At 63.4% G+C, this 13,257-nt stretch carries 13 protein-coding genes and 1 tRNA gene; 4 read left to right on the top strand and 10 right to left on the bottom strand.

The annotated features are described in order from the left end of the window. From HF854_RS09055 to HF854_RS09040, 4 genes are all read right to left on the bottom strand, one after another. The coding region (locus HF854_RS09055) for an Arm DNA-binding domain-containing protein (protein ID WP_168935982.1) at positions 1 to 206 on the bottom strand (206 nt) is incomplete at its 3' end. 185 nt (positions 207 to 391) lie between these two features. Beyond that, a tRNA-Ser gene (locus HF854_RS09050) sits at positions 392 to 486 on the bottom strand. Between the two features lie 96 nt (positions 487 to 582). Further along, positions 583 to 1,296: a nicotinate (nicotinamide) nucleotide adenylyltransferase gene (gene nadD / locus HF854_RS09045; RefSeq protein WP_168935981.1), complete on the bottom strand. Its 714-nt coding sequence runs from the start codon at positions 1,294 to 1,296 to the stop codon at positions 583 to 585. 2 nt (positions 1,297 to 1,298) lie between these two features. Continuing rightward, a complete protein-coding gene (locus HF854_RS09040) occupies positions 1,299 to 2,558 on the bottom strand; it encodes a glutamate-5-semialdehyde dehydrogenase (RefSeq protein WP_168935980.1) in 1,260 nt (419 codons plus the stop codon). 319 nt (positions 2,559 to 2,877) lie between these two features. Between HF854_RS09040 and HF854_RS09035 the strand changes: the two genes are divergently transcribed. From HF854_RS09035 to HF854_RS09025, 3 genes are read left to right on the top strand one after another with little or no spacing between them, the layout of a single operon-like run. Then, complete coding sequence (locus HF854_RS09035) at positions 2,878 to 3,585, top strand: tetratricopeptide repeat protein (protein WP_168935979.1); 708 nt, start codon at positions 2,878 to 2,880, stop codon at positions 3,583 to 3,585. A 49-nt stretch (positions 3,586 to 3,634) separates the two neighbouring features. Next, complete coding sequence (gene iorA / locus HF854_RS09030) at positions 3,635 to 5,488, top strand: indolepyruvate ferredoxin oxidoreductase subunit alpha (RefSeq protein WP_168935978.1); 1,854 nt, start codon at positions 3,635 to 3,637, stop codon at positions 5,486 to 5,488. Positions 5,489 to 5,500: 12 nt separating this feature from the next. Next, the gene (locus tag HF854_RS09025) at positions 5,501 to 6,109 is read left to right on the top strand and encodes an indolepyruvate oxidoreductase subunit beta (protein WP_168935977.1); all 609 of its coding nucleotides are present in this window, start codon (positions 5,501 to 5,503) and stop codon (positions 6,107 to 6,109) included. Positions 6,110 to 6,797: 688 nt separating this feature from the next. On the opposite strand, the gene HF854_RS09020 is transcribed toward HF854_RS09025, so the two are convergent. The 4 genes from HF854_RS09020 to HF854_RS09005 all read right to left on the bottom strand — a co-directional run bounded on the left by HF854_RS09020 (position 6,798) and on the right by HF854_RS09005 (position 9,862). After that, positions 6,798 to 7,469, bottom strand: a complete 672-nt coding sequence (locus HF854_RS09020) for an amino acid ABC transporter permease (RefSeq protein ID WP_006008344.1) — start codon at positions 7,467 to 7,469, stop codon at positions 6,798 to 6,800. Position 7,470: 1 nt separating this feature from the next. Continuing rightward, positions 7,471 to 8,220 (bottom strand): amino acid ABC transporter ATP-binding protein, encoded by a 750-nt coding sequence (locus HF854_RS09015; protein ID WP_006008345.1) that lies wholly within the window; start codon positions 8,218 to 8,220, stop codon positions 7,471 to 7,473. Beyond that, positions 8,217 to 8,888, bottom strand: a complete 672-nt coding sequence (locus HF854_RS09010; RefSeq protein WP_371926120.1) for an amino acid ABC transporter permease — start codon at positions 8,886 to 8,888, stop codon at positions 8,217 to 8,219. Before HF854_RS09010 ends, HF854_RS09015 begins: the two co-directional genes overlap by 4 nt. A 230-nt stretch (positions 8,889 to 9,118) precedes the next feature. After that, positions 9,119 to 9,862, bottom strand: a complete 744-nt coding sequence (locus tag HF854_RS09005) for an ABC transporter substrate-binding protein (RefSeq protein WP_006008347.1) — start codon at positions 9,860 to 9,862, stop codon at positions 9,119 to 9,121. 168 nt (positions 9,863 to 10,030) lie between these two features. Between HF854_RS09005 and wbaP the strand changes: the two genes are divergently transcribed. Beyond that, entirely contained in the window at positions 10,031 to 11,428 is a 1,398-nt protein-coding gene (gene wbaP, locus HF854_RS09000) for an undecaprenyl-phosphate galactose phosphotransferase WbaP (RefSeq protein ID WP_168935976.1), read from the top strand. 223 nt (positions 11,429 to 11,651) lie between these two features. On the opposite strand, the gene HF854_RS08995 is transcribed toward wbaP, so the two are convergent. Continuing rightward, the gene (locus HF854_RS08995) at positions 11,652 to 12,746 is read right to left on the bottom strand and encodes a glycosyltransferase (protein ID WP_168935975.1); all 1,095 of its coding nucleotides are present in this window, start codon (positions 12,744 to 12,746) and stop codon (positions 11,652 to 11,654) included. 1 nt (position 12,747) lies between these two features. Next, positions 12,748 to 13,212 carry a 3-hydroxyacyl-ACP dehydratase FabZ gene (fabZ, locus tag HF854_RS08990; RefSeq protein WP_006008351.1) on the bottom strand — a complete coding sequence of 155 codons (465 nt, stop codon included), beginning with the start codon at positions 13,210 to 13,212 and terminating at the stop codon, positions 12,748 to 12,750. Between the last annotated feature and the right edge of the window lie 45 nt (positions 13,213 to 13,257).

The following is a 13,257-nucleotide window of genomic DNA, read 5'->3' as shown; positions in this document are numbered from 1 at the left end:
CGGGCTTCTTTTAGGGAGATGGTAGGATACGGGCCTATGGTGAACTGTTTTTGCGTGTTCCCTTCTTTCCAGAGCATCCGCCATACTTTGATGCCCGAAGGTGAGACGAAGAGCCAAAGTTTATCACCGTCGCCGATTTTGATCCGCCGTGCTCCGGGCTTGAGATTTTTAATTTGTCTGTCTGTCAACTTGTTGATTCCGCTCATAAAGACTCCATTGGGTGGTACAGGCGAGCGTGGAACGGTGGTACACGAGGCCTGTACCACCCGCTGTACCACCCGTGCGCTGAAATCGACAAGGTACGGATAGGAATCGATGGGACTATAGGAAGTAAAAAAACAAATCCCGCCAAGCACTTAGGTACTTGGCGGGATCGTATAGGTCGCTTTTCTGGCGGAGAGGGTGGGATTCGAACCCACGTACCGGCTATTAACCGATAACTCGATTTCGAGTCGAGCGCGTTACGGCCAACTTCGCTACCTCTCCGCTCTTTGGAGCTGTGCATGCACAGCAAGGCCGAAGGCATTATTTAGTCTGTTTCGGCGAAAAAAGCAATAAGTTTTCTTGCAGCCCCGGACGGCATCAGGCATCGTCCGTTTTGGCCTCGGGCAGCCAGTGCGCCAGCACGGTCTCTCGGTGGGCGTCCAGCAGCTCCAGTACGGGCTTGGGCACCAGAAAATCCACGTTCAGGCCGTGCAGCCAGCGGTGGCGGATGCGCGAGGCACTGACCGAGATCCACGGCAGGGGCACGAAGTGGACCTGCCCGCCGCCGGGCAGGCGCATGCGGCGGCTCCCGGGCAGGACAGGCTCGCACGCCCGGGCACCGGGCCACATGCTTTCCGTAGCGGCAAGAAAGTTCTTTTCCGAGCCCTCACCGCGCGGCACCACCACCAGCTGGCAGAGTTCGGGCAGTTCCAGCCCCAGGTGCCAGTGGGGCAGCAGGGCATAGTCCGGGTTGCCGAGGATGAAGAACAGGGGCCGTTCCGGTGTTTCTTCACGACAGGCCTGCAACGTATCCCAGGTATAGGAAAGACCGGGACGTCCGGCTTCCATGCGATTGCACGAAAGGCCGGGCAGGCCGTCCAGACAGGCTTCCACCATGGCGGCGCGCAGGTCGAAGGGCAGCAGGCCGCTCACCATCTTGTGCGGCGGTGCGGCGCAGGGTATCAGCTCCACGCTGTCGGCCAGGGGGCGCAAGGTCTCCGCCATTTCGATGGCCAGACGCAGATGCCCCACATGCGGCGGGTTGAAACTGCCGCCGAACAGGGCCCGGCCCGCTGCGCGCTTCCCGTCCATGTCTATTGCCGCACCTGCCCCTGACCGAAGACCACGAACTTGGTGGTGGTCAGTTCCTGTACGCCCATGGGACCATAGGCATGGAGCTTGGAGGTGGAGATGCCGATCTCCGCGCCAAGGCCCAGCTGGCCGCCATCGTTGAAGCGGGTGGAGGCATTGACCGCCACCATGGAGGCATCGGCCTCACGCAAAAAGCGCATGGCGTGCTCGTGATCGTTGGTGCAGATGATCTCCGTGTGATTGGAACCGTAGCGGGCGATGTGGGCCAGGGCCGCATCCATGTCGTCCACCACGCGGACGGCCAGGATCAGGGCGTGGAATTCCTGTCCCAGGTCGTCGGGGCTCTGGGCCTTGGCCGTGGGGCCCAGCAGCGGCAGGGAAGCGGGGCAGGCGCGGAACTCCACACCGGCCTCGCCCAGACGCCGGCCCACTCGGGGCAGGAAGGTCGCGGCGCAGTCCTTGTGCACCAGCAGGCACTCCAGGGCGTTGCAGACGCCGGGACGCTGCACCTTGCCGTTGAAAACGATGTCCAGGGCCTTGTCCAGGTCCGCATCCGCGTCCACGAAGGCATGGCAGACGCCCTTGTAATGCTTGAGCACCGGCATGGTGGCGGCTTCGGTCACGGCACGCACCAGACCTTCGCCACCGCGCGGGATCATGACGTCGATATACTGGTCGAGTTTGCACAGCTCGGTGACCGCGGCGTGATCCGTGGTCATCACCAGCTGGGCCGCATCGGCGGGCAGACCGGCTTCTTCCAGGGCCTGGCGCAGCAGGGCGGCCAGAGCGGTGTTGGAGTGCAGGGCCTCGCTGCCGCCGCGCAGGATCACGGCATTGCCCGCCTTCAGGCAGAGGATGGCCGCGTCGATGGTCACGTTGGGGCGGGCCTCGTAGATCATGGCGATGACGCCCAGCGGTACGCGCATGCGGCCCACCAGCAGGCCGTTGGGGCGCTGCCACTGGCTGTCCATGGCGCCTACGGGGTCGGGCAGACCGGCCACATGCAGGCAGGCGGCGCGCATGTCGGCCAGTACGGCGGGATGCAGGGTCAGGCGGTCCATGCGGGGGGCGTCCAGGCCCCGGGCGCGGGCCGCGTCCAGATCCTGCGCGTTGGCGGTGCGCAGCTCGGCTTCCCGCTCTTCGAGCAGGGCGGCCAGACGGGTGAGGGCGGCGTTCTTGGCCGCGGGGCTGGCCTTGGCCAGCAGGCGGGCGGCTTCCTTGGCCTTTTGGCCGAGCAGGGTCATTTCTTGTGCCAAAGTCATACGGGCTCCTTGGGTTGGCTCGTCTCTCTATACGCTGCCGCAGGAACGAGGGCAAGGGGACGGTCCCCTGTACGGGATGTCGCTGTACGCCCGGATATCCTTCTTTTTTTGGGGGGAAAGGCGCCGGTGCGGAAGGCGGATGTGCCTCCGGTTTCCGGCCGACGCCCTCCCGGGAAGAGGAGCGTCCGGCTTTGGGATTCCCTACTGCCGGCAGGGGTTTTTCTTTGACAGAAGGCCGCTCCCTATCCTACATAAATAGACCGCACCGTGACAGCTCCGGCGACCGCGGGCGAAGCTTTTGCAAGGAGCACTGAAAGAAATGAATCCTGTCAGACCTCAGAATACCCCTGAATCTCCTACCCTGCTCAATGACCTCAAGGCTGAGGTGAGCGCGGAAAGCGCACCGCTGCTGCAGTTCATCGTGCGCAACAGCGGGCTGATCGTGGGCGTGGTGGTCGTCCTTCTGGTGGCCCTGGTAGGCACCGCCGTGTGGCGCTGGCATCAGGGCGGCCTGCAGGCCGAGGCCCAGACCGAACTGGCGCGTATCGGCATCACCATGAAGGGCGGGGATCGCCTCAAGGCGCTGGACGACCTGGCAGCCAAAGCTCCCGAGAACATGCGTTACAGCATCTATCTGATGCAGGCCGAGTTCGCCATGCAGGATCAGGATTACAGCCGTGCCGAACAGGCCTATGCCACGGCGGCCAAGCTGGACGCCGACGGTGCCATGGGCCTGATGGCCGCTCTGGGCCAGGCCGGCGCGCTGATCAAGCTGGATCGTCCCGCTGATGCCGTGACCCTGCTGCAGGGCCTGGAGAGCCGCGCCACCGAGGACGGCCGTGCCACCCTGCGCATGCTGCTGGGCGAAGCCGCCGAAGCGGCGGGCAAGACCGATGTGGCCGTTGCCGCCTATGAAGCCCTGGCCGCCTCGCAGCCTGGTCTGGACGGTGAGTTTTACCGCTCGCGCGCGGAAGCGCTGGGCGGTGGCAAGACCGCGCCCGTGAAGGACGGCGCGGAGAACAAGTAGTAAGAACGTTGGCGGCCCCTCTGCCGACGCGCACGGGCCGGGAGGACACATGAGCAAACATCCTCTGCTGCACGGGGCGCGTGGCGAGCGCCACGTTTTGCTGGGCAATGAAGCCATCGTACGCGGCGCGCTTGAAGCCGGCGTGAACATGGTCACCTGCTATCCTGGCACGCCTTCTTCCGAAGTGCCGGATACCTTTTACAAACTGGGGGGCGAGGGCCGCTACAAGATCGAGTACGCGGTCAACGAAAAGGTCGCCTTCGAAGTGGCCGCCGGTGCGGCCCTGGGCGGTGCCCAGGCCCTGGTGACCATGAAGCACGTGGGCCTCAACGTGGCGGCCGACCCGCTGTTCACCTCGGTCTACACCGGTCTGCCCGGCGGTCTGGTGGTGCTCTCCGCCGATGACCCCGGCTGCCACTCCAGCCAAAACGAGCAGGACAACCGCTACTATGCGCGCTTTGCCTCCTTGCCCTGTTTCGAGCCTGTGTCCGCCCAGGAAGCCAAGGACATGACCCGCGAGGCCTTCCGCCTGGCCCGCGAGCTCCAGCAGCCCGTGCTGCTGCGTACCACCACCCGCGTCAGCCATATGCGCGGCAATGTGGAATTCGACGATCTGCCGGCGGGCCCCGCGCCCATCGTGGACTTCCAGCGCAATCCCGGCCGCTTCGTGCCCGTGCCCGCCGTGGCCCGTGGCCGTCACCGCTCCCTGCTGGAGATCATGGAAAAGGCCCGCGCCTTTGCCGAGTCCAGCCGCTTCAGCCGTGAATACGGCCCCGAAGGCTGCCGTCTGGGCATCATCGCCAGCGGTGTGGCCCGCAACTATCTGGCCGACGCCCTGGCCTCCGGCGGCTGGGAAGAGCGCGTGCGCGTGCTCGAGCTGGGCATGACCTGGCCCCTGCCCGAAGGCCGTATCGAAGCCTTCCTGCAGTCCTGCGACCGCGTGCTGGTGCTGGAAGAAGGGGAGCCCCTGCTGGAAGGCAGCGTGCGCGCCCTGGCCCAGAAGTGCGGCTGCAAGGCCCGCATCGACGGCAAGGACGAGATCCTCACCGTGCTGGGCGAATACTCCACCACCCTGGTCCTGCGCCGCGTGGCCGATTATCTGGACTGCCCCTGCCCGGTCAAGGCCTCTTCGCCCGTGGTCCGCGAGCTGCCCGTGCGTCCGCCGAACCTTTGCGCCGGCTGCTCCCACCGCGCCGTCTACTACGCCGTCCGCCACACCTTTGGCGACGACGCCTACTATTCCAGCGACATCGGCTGCTACACCCTGGGCATGCTGCCGCCCCTGCGCATGGCCGACTTCCTGGTCTGCATGGGCTCCTCCGTGTCCGCCGGCAGCGGTTTTGCCCGGGCTTCCGGCAAGCCGGTGGTGGCCTTCATCGGTGACTCCACCTTCTTCCATTCCGGCATGACGGGCCTGGCCAACGCCGTGTTCAACAAGCACGACATCCTGGTGGTCATCCTCGACAACGGCACCACCGCCATGACCGGTCACCAGCCCAATCCCGGCATGCTGCAGGACATCCTCGGTGAAGAGGCCATGCATCTGGATATCGAATCCGTGGTGCGCGGCCTGGGCGTCACCGAATGTGTGAAGGTCCGTTCCTACAACCTTAAGGCCCTGCATTCGGCCCTGGAAGATATGCGCGACAAGAAGGGCGTGCGCGTCATCATCGCGGAAGAACCCTGCGTGCTCTATGCCCGCCGCCGCCTCAAGAAGGCCGCCGCCCAGGTGGCCTATGTGGCCGAGCAGGGCGCCGATGCCCAGCGCTGTCTGGAAGAACTGGCCTGCCCCGCTTTCTATCGCAATGGCGAGGACGTGGCTGTGGATGAAAATCTCTGCACCGGCTGCATGGTCTGTCTGCAGGTGGCCCCCAAGGCCTTCAAGGCCAGAAAGCGCGCCTAGGTGAGGTGTATTATGCAACATAGCGACAAACAAAAGCGTCTTCGTATCTTCTTCACCGGCGTGGGCGGACAGGGCACCCTGACCGCCACCACCCTGCTGGCCCGCACCGCTCTGGATGCCGGGCAGGAAGTGGTGGCCGGCGAAGTCCACGGCATGGCCCAGCGCGGCGGTGTGGTGGAATCCGTGCTGCTGCTGGGCGGCTGGCGTTCGCCCAAGCTGGATCTTGGCGAGGCCGACATCCTGCTGGGCTTCGAGCCCCTGGAGACCCTGCGCGGTCTGCCGTACCTGCGCCCCGGCGGCGTCATCTTCTCCAGCCGTGATCCCATGCCGCCCCTGAGCGTGTCGCTGGGCATGGCTGCATATCCTTCCATGGAAGAGATCGAGCAGAAGTCCCGCGCCGTAGCCAGCCAGTGCCATTTCCTGGCCTGCCGCGAGCTGGGCATCCAGGCCGGTGCCGCCCAGGCGGGCAATACCGTGCTGCTGGCCGCTGTCTGTGCCTCGGGTCTGCTGCCCTTCGGCATCGACGCCCTCAAGGCCGCCATCGAAAAATACCTGCCCGCCAAGCTGCAGGCCTCCAACCTCAAGGCTTTGGAACTCGGTCAGGCCGCCCTGCATATGTAACAGCAGCATGGCCGTGCTGTTTTGCTGAGGGGCGGGGGACCCCTTCATCTCCGCTGTCGATGCCCGTAGCTTCCTTCGTCGCAACGGGCACGGCCCAAGGGGCCGCCATCCGGTCGCTGCCAGCGCGAGAGGTGGTCCCCCGCCCCTCAAATTCCCCACCCCCTCCCCAGCGCGCTTCAGCGGGGAGGGGGATTTTTTATGGTGATGGCTCTGGATGCTGCGAACTTTTTTATCCGGGGGATCTTGGGCCTGTTAGGTTGGCACAGCAGCAATGCGGCCGTTGCTGATACCGTGGCAGCTTCCCGAAGAGATTTTCCAAAGTACAAAAGGCCGTTGCCGACCAAATGCCTTTCTGGTCCGGATTGCGATCCTTTTCTTGTAAGGCAGGAAAGGGCGACACGGATATTCGTAAAAAGGCACAAAACTGTGTGGAAGGCGCGGTAGAAAAGGCTATGGAGGAAAGAATCTTTCAGAGCCAGAGCAGGAACCAGGTGGTATTCGTACGAATAAGGAAAGGCGCTGTCCGCGTATGCGGGCAGCGCCTTTTGTTGCCTTGCAGATAAGCTTCCCTGCCTGTTGGGCAGCTTTTTAAGCAAAACGCGCTGGGGGAAGGGAGGGGAGTTTGAGGGGAGGGGAACCCCCTCTCGCGTTAGCAGAGGGGGTTCCCCTCCCCTCATGAAAAAGGAAACTAGCGGTTGCCGAAGCCGGGGATGCTGTAGCGCTTTTCCAGCCAGCGCAGGCACCAGGTGGCCAGGGAGACCAGGATGAGGTAGTAGAGGCCCACGGCCAGGAAAACTTCCGTATTGCGGAAGGTGTCCGAGGCCAGCACCTTGGCTTCGCTCATGAGCTCGTTACAGGTCACGAGCATGGCAAGGGAACTGTACTTGATAAGGTAGATGATCTCGTTGCCGCAGCCGGGCAGGGCACGGCGGGCGGCCTGGGGGATGACGATCCAGAACACGGTCTGGAAGGTGGTCATGCCCAGGGCCTGGGCCGCCTTGATCTGGCCCTGACGGATGGAGAGCAGGGCCCCGCGGATATACTCCGAATGATAGGCGGCGCTGCAAAGGATGAAGCTCAGCAGGGCGGCGCCGTAGGGCTCGAAATAGATGCCCATCTTGGGCAGGGCATAATAGATCATCATCAGCTGCACGGCCAGCGGCACACCGCGGATGATGGCGGTGTACCAGTTGCCCAGCCGGCTGCTCCAGGGGCCGCCGAAGGCCCGCAGACATCCCAGTGCCACGCCGCCCACGAAGCCCAGGATACTGGCCGGGACGATGAGGGCGATGGACACTTTCAGGCCCTGGTTGAGGGCCGGGATGACGTCCTGGGTGAAAAAGGGGATGTCGATGACCACGCTAGGCTCCCATATCCAGCAGGTGCGCGCAGAAGTCGCGGGTACGGGTATTGCTGCCTTCGGCCAGCAGGGTCTCGGGCGCACCCTGTTCGATGATGACACCGCGCTCCATGAACAGGATCTCGTGGGCCAGGGCACGGGCGAAGTCCATCTGGTGGGTGGCCATGATCATGGTCATGCCGCCCTTGGAAAGGTCACGGATGACGGAGAGCACTTCGCCCACCAGTTCCGGGTCCAGGGCGGAGGTAGGCTCGTCCAGCAGGATGACCTTGGGGTCCATGGCCAGGGCACGGGCCATGGCCACGCGCTGTTTCTGGCCGCCGGAAAGCTGGGCGGGATAGAGCAGGGCACGGCGGGCAAGGCCCACGCGGGCCAGCTCGTCCATGGCACGCTCACGGGCTGCCGCCGCGGACATGCCGCGCACCTTGCGCAGGGCGATGGCCACGTTCTCTTCGGCGGTCAGGTGGTCGAACAGGTTGAAGTCCTGGAAGATCATGCCCACCTGGGCCCGGAAGGCGCAGAGCTTGGACTTGTTGGAAAAGTCGAGCTTTTCGCCTTCAAGGATGATCTCGCCCTTGTCCGGGGGGATGAGGCAGTTGATGCACTGCAAGAGCGTGCTCTTGCCCGCACCGGAAGGACCGATGAGGACCTTGAGCTCGCCGCGTTTCATGTTCAGGGAGCAATTGTCCAGGATGGACTTGCCGCCCAGGCTTTTGCTGATGCCTTTTACCTGCAAGACAACTTCGTTCATGCGTTCTTTACCCCATGCTGCGTGTTTTTGGCCATGCTGCCCACCGTGCCGGCGGAGTAGCCGGGGATCTGGACCTTGTTTTCCAGGCGGCGCAAGAGCTTGAGCACGATCAGCGTCAAAACGAAATAGATGACCCCCGCCAGGGCGAAAAACGCCAGATGTTCATGCGTACGCTGGGCCACGGCATTGACGCGGGCCATGATCTCCATGGTGCCCAGCAGGTAACAGACGGCGGAGTCTTTGAGGAGGATGGAAAATTCGTTGGCCCAGCCCGGGATGGAAAGGCGCAGGGCCTGCGGCAGGATGATGCAGGTGATGGCGGTCAGGTCGCGCATGCCCAGGGCGCGTGCGGCCTTGAGCTGTCCCTGGGGCAGGCTCTCGATGGCGCCCCGGAAGATCTGGGACTGATAGGCCGTGCTGATGCAGCCCATGACGAGGCAGGAGAGCAGGAAGGGCTCGATGATCCAGCCCATGGAAAGGAAAAGCCCCTGGGAAAGGAAGAGCAGCACCAGGATGGGGACACCGCGGAAAAACCAGACATACAGTCCCACCAGACGGCGGGCCAGGGCGTTACCGTACACCTGCAGCACGGCCATGGGGACGCCCAGCACCAGCCCCATGCCCAGCGCCAGGGCCACCGAGCCCACGGTCACCAGCGTGCCTCCCATGATGAAGGGGAAGGCATCCACGATGGTATCGCCTACGATGGGGCGCAGGACGACGGCCAGGCAGAGCCAGGCCTGCATGAGGATATCCCGCAGGAAATCCAGGATCGCGCTGAAGGGAAAGATATCGGACATGAGAAAAACGGGCTGTATGGACATGGTGAACCGCCGCGACAAGGGCGGCGGTTCACCTTGGAAAAGCGGCACGGGCCGCTGTATCAGTCAGTAAGAGATTACTTGCTCAGGTACTTGGCCTGCAGTTCCTTCCAGTAGGGATCGGCCTGCAGCTTGCGGAAACCTTCGTCGATGAGGGCGCGCAGTTCCTTGTCGCCCTTGCGGATGGCCACGCCGAACTGGTCGGGTTCGCCGTGCACACCGGCCTTCTTCACGGCCTTGCCGCGGGCGATGGCGTCACCGGCGGGCAGGGAGTCCATGAGGGCGGCTTCGATACGGCCGTTGACCAGGTCTTCCACGGCCAGCGGACAGGATTCATAGAAGCGCAGCTCAAAGGGATAGCCCTTTTCCTTCTGTTCCTGCTTGATGGCTTCAGCTTCGGAGGTGCCGCGCTGCACGCCCAGCTTGATGGGCTTGGACAGGATGTCGGCAGGGGTCAGCTTGGAGTCGGCAGGCACCAGGAACACGCGGGAGACTTCCCAGTAAGGATCGGAAAAGTCCACCACCTTGCGGCGCTTTTCAGTGATGCTCATGCCGGAAGCGATCATGTCGATCTGCTTGTTGGCAAGGGCCAGCACGATACCGTCCCAGGCCACAGGCTTGTGGACGACCTTGAAGCCCATGGTCTTGGCGATCCAGTTCATGGCATCCACGTCAAAACCGGCAGGCTGGCCGGTCTTTTCATCGACATAGGCAAAAGGCGGATAGTTGGAGTCGATGCCGTTGACGTAGGTCTTTTGGGCAAAGGCCGGCACAGAGGCCAGCAGGCCGAACAGCAGGGCGCAAACAAAAAGTTTTTTCATGGTGCTTCCCTTGTAAAATGTGAGGGCCGGGTATAACCTGATGCCGTATCGCGCGGCAACAAAATTTTTTAGCAAAAGCCGCGCACGGGCGCAAGTGAGAAGGCGTCACAAAGCCGCTCTCCTGCCCGTCCCCGCCTTTTTTCTTCCTTACCGGAGACCGGAATCAAGATGGAATTTTCCCGTCTAGCTCAGCGCATGCTGCAGAGTCTGGGGGTGCCGCTCCGCGTCATCCTGCTGGTGTGTTGCGACTTCCTGACGCTTTTTGCCTGTACGTTTTTTGTTTTGTGCCTGCGCGCCCTGTGGGGCGATCTTAACATCACCAGCTATGACTGGATGCTTTCCATGCTCCTGCTGGCGCCGTTCATGGGGCTGGCCCTGGGCCTTTACGGAGTCATCTCGCTGCCTGCCTATGTGGAAAGCCGCAAACTCTGCGCGCTGAGCACACTGACCTTCGGCCTCATCCTTGCGCTGTTGTTCGCGGGCAAGGCCAGTGTGGCCTATTCGCGTATCGTGCTCGTGGGGGCCTGGCTGCTGAGCATCTTCCTTTTGCCGGTGACACGGCGCTTCTGCCGTCACTATTTCGGCAAGTTCCGCTGGTGGGGGACCCCTCTGGTGATCCTTGATCGCAGCAATACGGGCCGTGAGCTGTGGCATTATCTCAAACGCCACCCCTGGCTGGGCCTTTCGCCGGTAGACATCTTCACGCTGCCCCCGGACATGGAAGAAGCCAGACGCCAGCTGAAGGACGCGGAGCGTCGCCATCCCGGGGCCATCGCCCTGATGCTGCAGCCTTCCGATGCCCATACGGCCCGCTTCGTCCATGAAGCCAGCCGCTATTTCGTCAAGATCCTGGTGGTGCCCGCCCAGAGCAGCGGCGTCCGGCAGCACTGGTTCCATGCCTGCGACCTGGGGACCATGACGGGCTTCATGCTCATGCAGAATTTGCGCCGTCGCTGGCGGCAGCGCCTCAAGAGAGCCCTGGACCTCGTGCTTTGTCTGCCCGTGGTCGTGTTGTGTTCTGTGCCCGGCCTGCTGCTGTGCCTGTTGATCCGTCTGGACAGTCGCGGGCCGGTGTTCTACCGGCAGCGTCGTCTGGGCAAGGACGGCAAGGCCTTTGACGTGTTCAAGTTCCGCACCATGCGCCAGGATGCGGACGAGGTGCTGGCCCGCTGTCTGGAGGAAAATCCCGATCTGCGCGACGAGTGGGAAAAGGACCGCAAATTGAAGCATGACCCCCGTATCACCCGCGTGGGCCGCTTCCTGCGCAAGAGCAGCCTGGATGAACTGCCCCAGCTGATCAATGTGGTGCGGGGCGAGATGAGCCTGGTGGGGCCGCGTCCCATCGTGGAGGCCGAGATCGCCAAATACGGCGAAGTCTACGCGGATTACTGCCGGGTGCGCCCGGGCATCACGGGCCTGTGGCAGGTCTCCGGACGAAACAATACGACCTACGAGGAACGGGTCAGCCTGGACCGCTATTATGTGACCAACTGGTGCATCTGGATGGATCTCTGGATCCTGGCCCGTACCTTCCCCGTGGTGCTCACCGGCTACGGCGCATACTAGCGGGGCCTGCAGGAGCCACGAGTCCGGAAGCAGATAGTGCTCCGCCGGAGCAGCGGAAACATCGCTTCTTTGCAAAAGAGCGGGGCTGGGCAGTACCTTGCCCGGATACAAGCGCGTCGCCTATGCCTGTATGGAACGAGGACAGCCCCGAAAAGGCTCGCGAGACAAAAGAAAAGGACAGCCATAAAGGCTGTCCTTTTTTCTTTACGGACTGTTTTGTCCTTTACATGCGGGCCATGGCCGCTTCCACCTCATGGCGGAAGCCGGCCAGGAAATTCTCGGTAGAGAACTTTTCCGCATGCGCGTGCAGGTGTCGGGGATCGAAATCCCCTTCGCACTGTTCGAAGCGCTGCAGGGCCTCGGCCAGGCTCTCCGGGCTCTGCTCGCTGAAGAGCAGGCCGGTCTCGCCGTCCACCACGGTCTCGGTGGCGCCACCGCGTCCGTAAGCGATGACCGGGACCCCGGCCGACATGGCTTCCACCGGGATGATGCCGAAGTCTTCCTCGCCGGGGAAGAGCAGGGCCCGGCTGCGGGCCATGAGCTCGCGCACGGCGGCATCGTCCTGGCGGCCCACAAAGCGCACGCTGGGGCCTGCCTTGGCCTTGAGTTGCTGCATCATCTCGCCGTCACCGGCCACCACCAGCGGACGGCCAAGGCGGGTGCAGACCTCTACGGCCAGATCAACGCGCTTGTACGAAGCCAGACGGCCGAAGCAGAGGTAGTGCTCCCCGCCCGGTTCCGCGCGGGGCGTGAAGGCGTTGGTGTCCACCGGCGGATGGACCACGGCGGCCTCGCGGCGCCAGTACTTGCGGATGCGCCGGGCCACATGACGGGAGTTGGCCACGAAGTGGTCCACCCGCTGGGCGCTGAGGCAGTCCCACTGCCGCAGGGAGGGCAGCAGCAGGCGCATGGCCAGACGGGAGAGCCGCCCCGTGCTCCGCATGTAGGCCGGCCAGTTGTCCCACAGATAGCGCATGGGCGTGTGGCAGTAGCAGACGTGCAGGCAGTCGGGCCGGGTGATGACCCCTTTGGCGGGCCCGGATTCGCTGGAGATGACCAGATCGTAGTCCGTCAGGTCCAGCTGCTCCAGGGCATGCGGCATGAGGGGCAGGTACTTTTTATACAGCCTGCGGCTGGCGGGCAGGCTGTTGATGAAGGTGGTGCTGATCTTGTGCCGGCGGAATTCGGGCAGGAGCTTTTCCCTGTCCACCACGTGGGTGAAGATGTCCGCCTGCGGATAGAGACGGCACAGGGCCTCCAGCACCTTTTCGCCGCCGGCCATGTTGACCAGCCAGTAATGCACCAGAGCGACTTTCATGCTAGGCCTTGGGGCGGTCGCCGATGGCGGCAGTGATCTGGGCCTCGGCGGCCAGTTTGCCGTCCACATACGCGCGGGCGTCCATCTTGCAGAGCTTGAGCTTCATGCGGATATTGTCGCAGTGCAGTTCCAGGCGGTCGCCGGGCACCACCTGGCGACGGAATTTGACGCCGTCCAGGCCGGTGAAGAAGAAGAGCTTGTCCGACAGGTCGCCTTCCATGCCGGAGACCGCCAGCAGGGCGCCGGTCTGGGCCAGGGCTTCAAGGATGAGCACGCCGGGCATGATGGGCGCACCGGGGAAATGGCCCTGGAAGAAGGGCTCGTTGATGGTCACGTTCTTGTAGGCCTTGATATGGGAGCCAGGCACGCATTCCAGCACGCGGTCCACCAGCAGGAAAGGATAGCGGTGGGGCAGGATGGAGAGGATGCGCTGGATGTCCATGGTGATAGGCGTAGCGTCCGACATGGAAAACTCCTTTGATGGGTATGATGGCGCAGTTTAGCCCGATGC

The organism is Desulfovibrio piger (assembly GCF_012843875.1).
GTDB lineage: Bacteria > Desulfobacterota > Desulfovibrionia > Desulfovibrionales > Desulfovibrionaceae > Desulfovibrio.
The sequence above is the reverse complement of the archived record's forward strand: the minus strand, read 5'-3'. Positions and strand labels throughout refer to the sequence as shown.

What these genes read in the sequence shown, in the direction of transcription:
- HF854_RS09015 (WP_006008345.1), bottom strand. Translation starts at nt 8,220, where the DNA reads ATGAACGAAGTTGTCTTGCAGGTAAAAGGCATCAGCAAAAGCCTGGGC.
- HF854_RS09025 (WP_168935977.1), top strand. Translation starts at nt 5,501, where the DNA reads ATGCAACATAGCGACAAACAAAAGCGTCTTCGTATCTTCTTCACCGGC.
- HF854_RS09035 (WP_168935979.1), top strand. Translation starts at nt 2,878, where the DNA reads ATGAATCCTGTCAGACCTCAGAATACCCCTGAATCTCCTACCCTGCTC.
- HF854_RS09040 (WP_168935980.1), bottom strand. Translation starts at nt 2,558, where the DNA reads ATGACTTTGGCACAAGAAATGACCCTGCTCGGCCAAAAGGCCAAGGAA.
- HF854_RS09010 (WP_371926120.1), bottom strand. Translation starts at nt 8,888, where the DNA reads ATGGGAGGCACGCTGGTGACCGTGGGCTCGGTGGCCCTGGCGCTGGGC.
- HF854_RS08995 (WP_168935975.1), bottom strand. Translation starts at nt 12,746, where the DNA reads ATGAAAGTCGCTCTGGTGCATTACTGGCTGGTCAACATGGCCGGCGGC.
- nadD (WP_168935981.1), bottom strand. Translation starts at nt 1,296, where the DNA reads ATGGACGGGAAGCGCGCAGCGGGCCGGGCCCTGTTCGGCGGCAGTTTC.
- HF854_RS09005 (WP_006008347.1), bottom strand. Translation starts at nt 9,862, where the DNA reads ATGAAAAAACTTTTTGTTTGCGCCCTGCTGTTCGGCCTGCTGGCCTCT.
- fabZ (WP_006008351.1), bottom strand. Translation starts at nt 13,212, where the DNA reads ATGTCGGACGCTACGCCTATCACCATGGACATCCAGCGCATCCTCTCC.
- iorA (WP_168935978.1), top strand. Translation starts at nt 3,635, where the DNA reads ATGAGCAAACATCCTCTGCTGCACGGGGCGCGTGGCGAGCGCCACGTT.
- wbaP (WP_168935976.1), top strand. Translation starts at nt 10,031, where the DNA reads ATGGAATTTTCCCGTCTAGCTCAGCGCATGCTGCAGAGTCTGGGGGTG.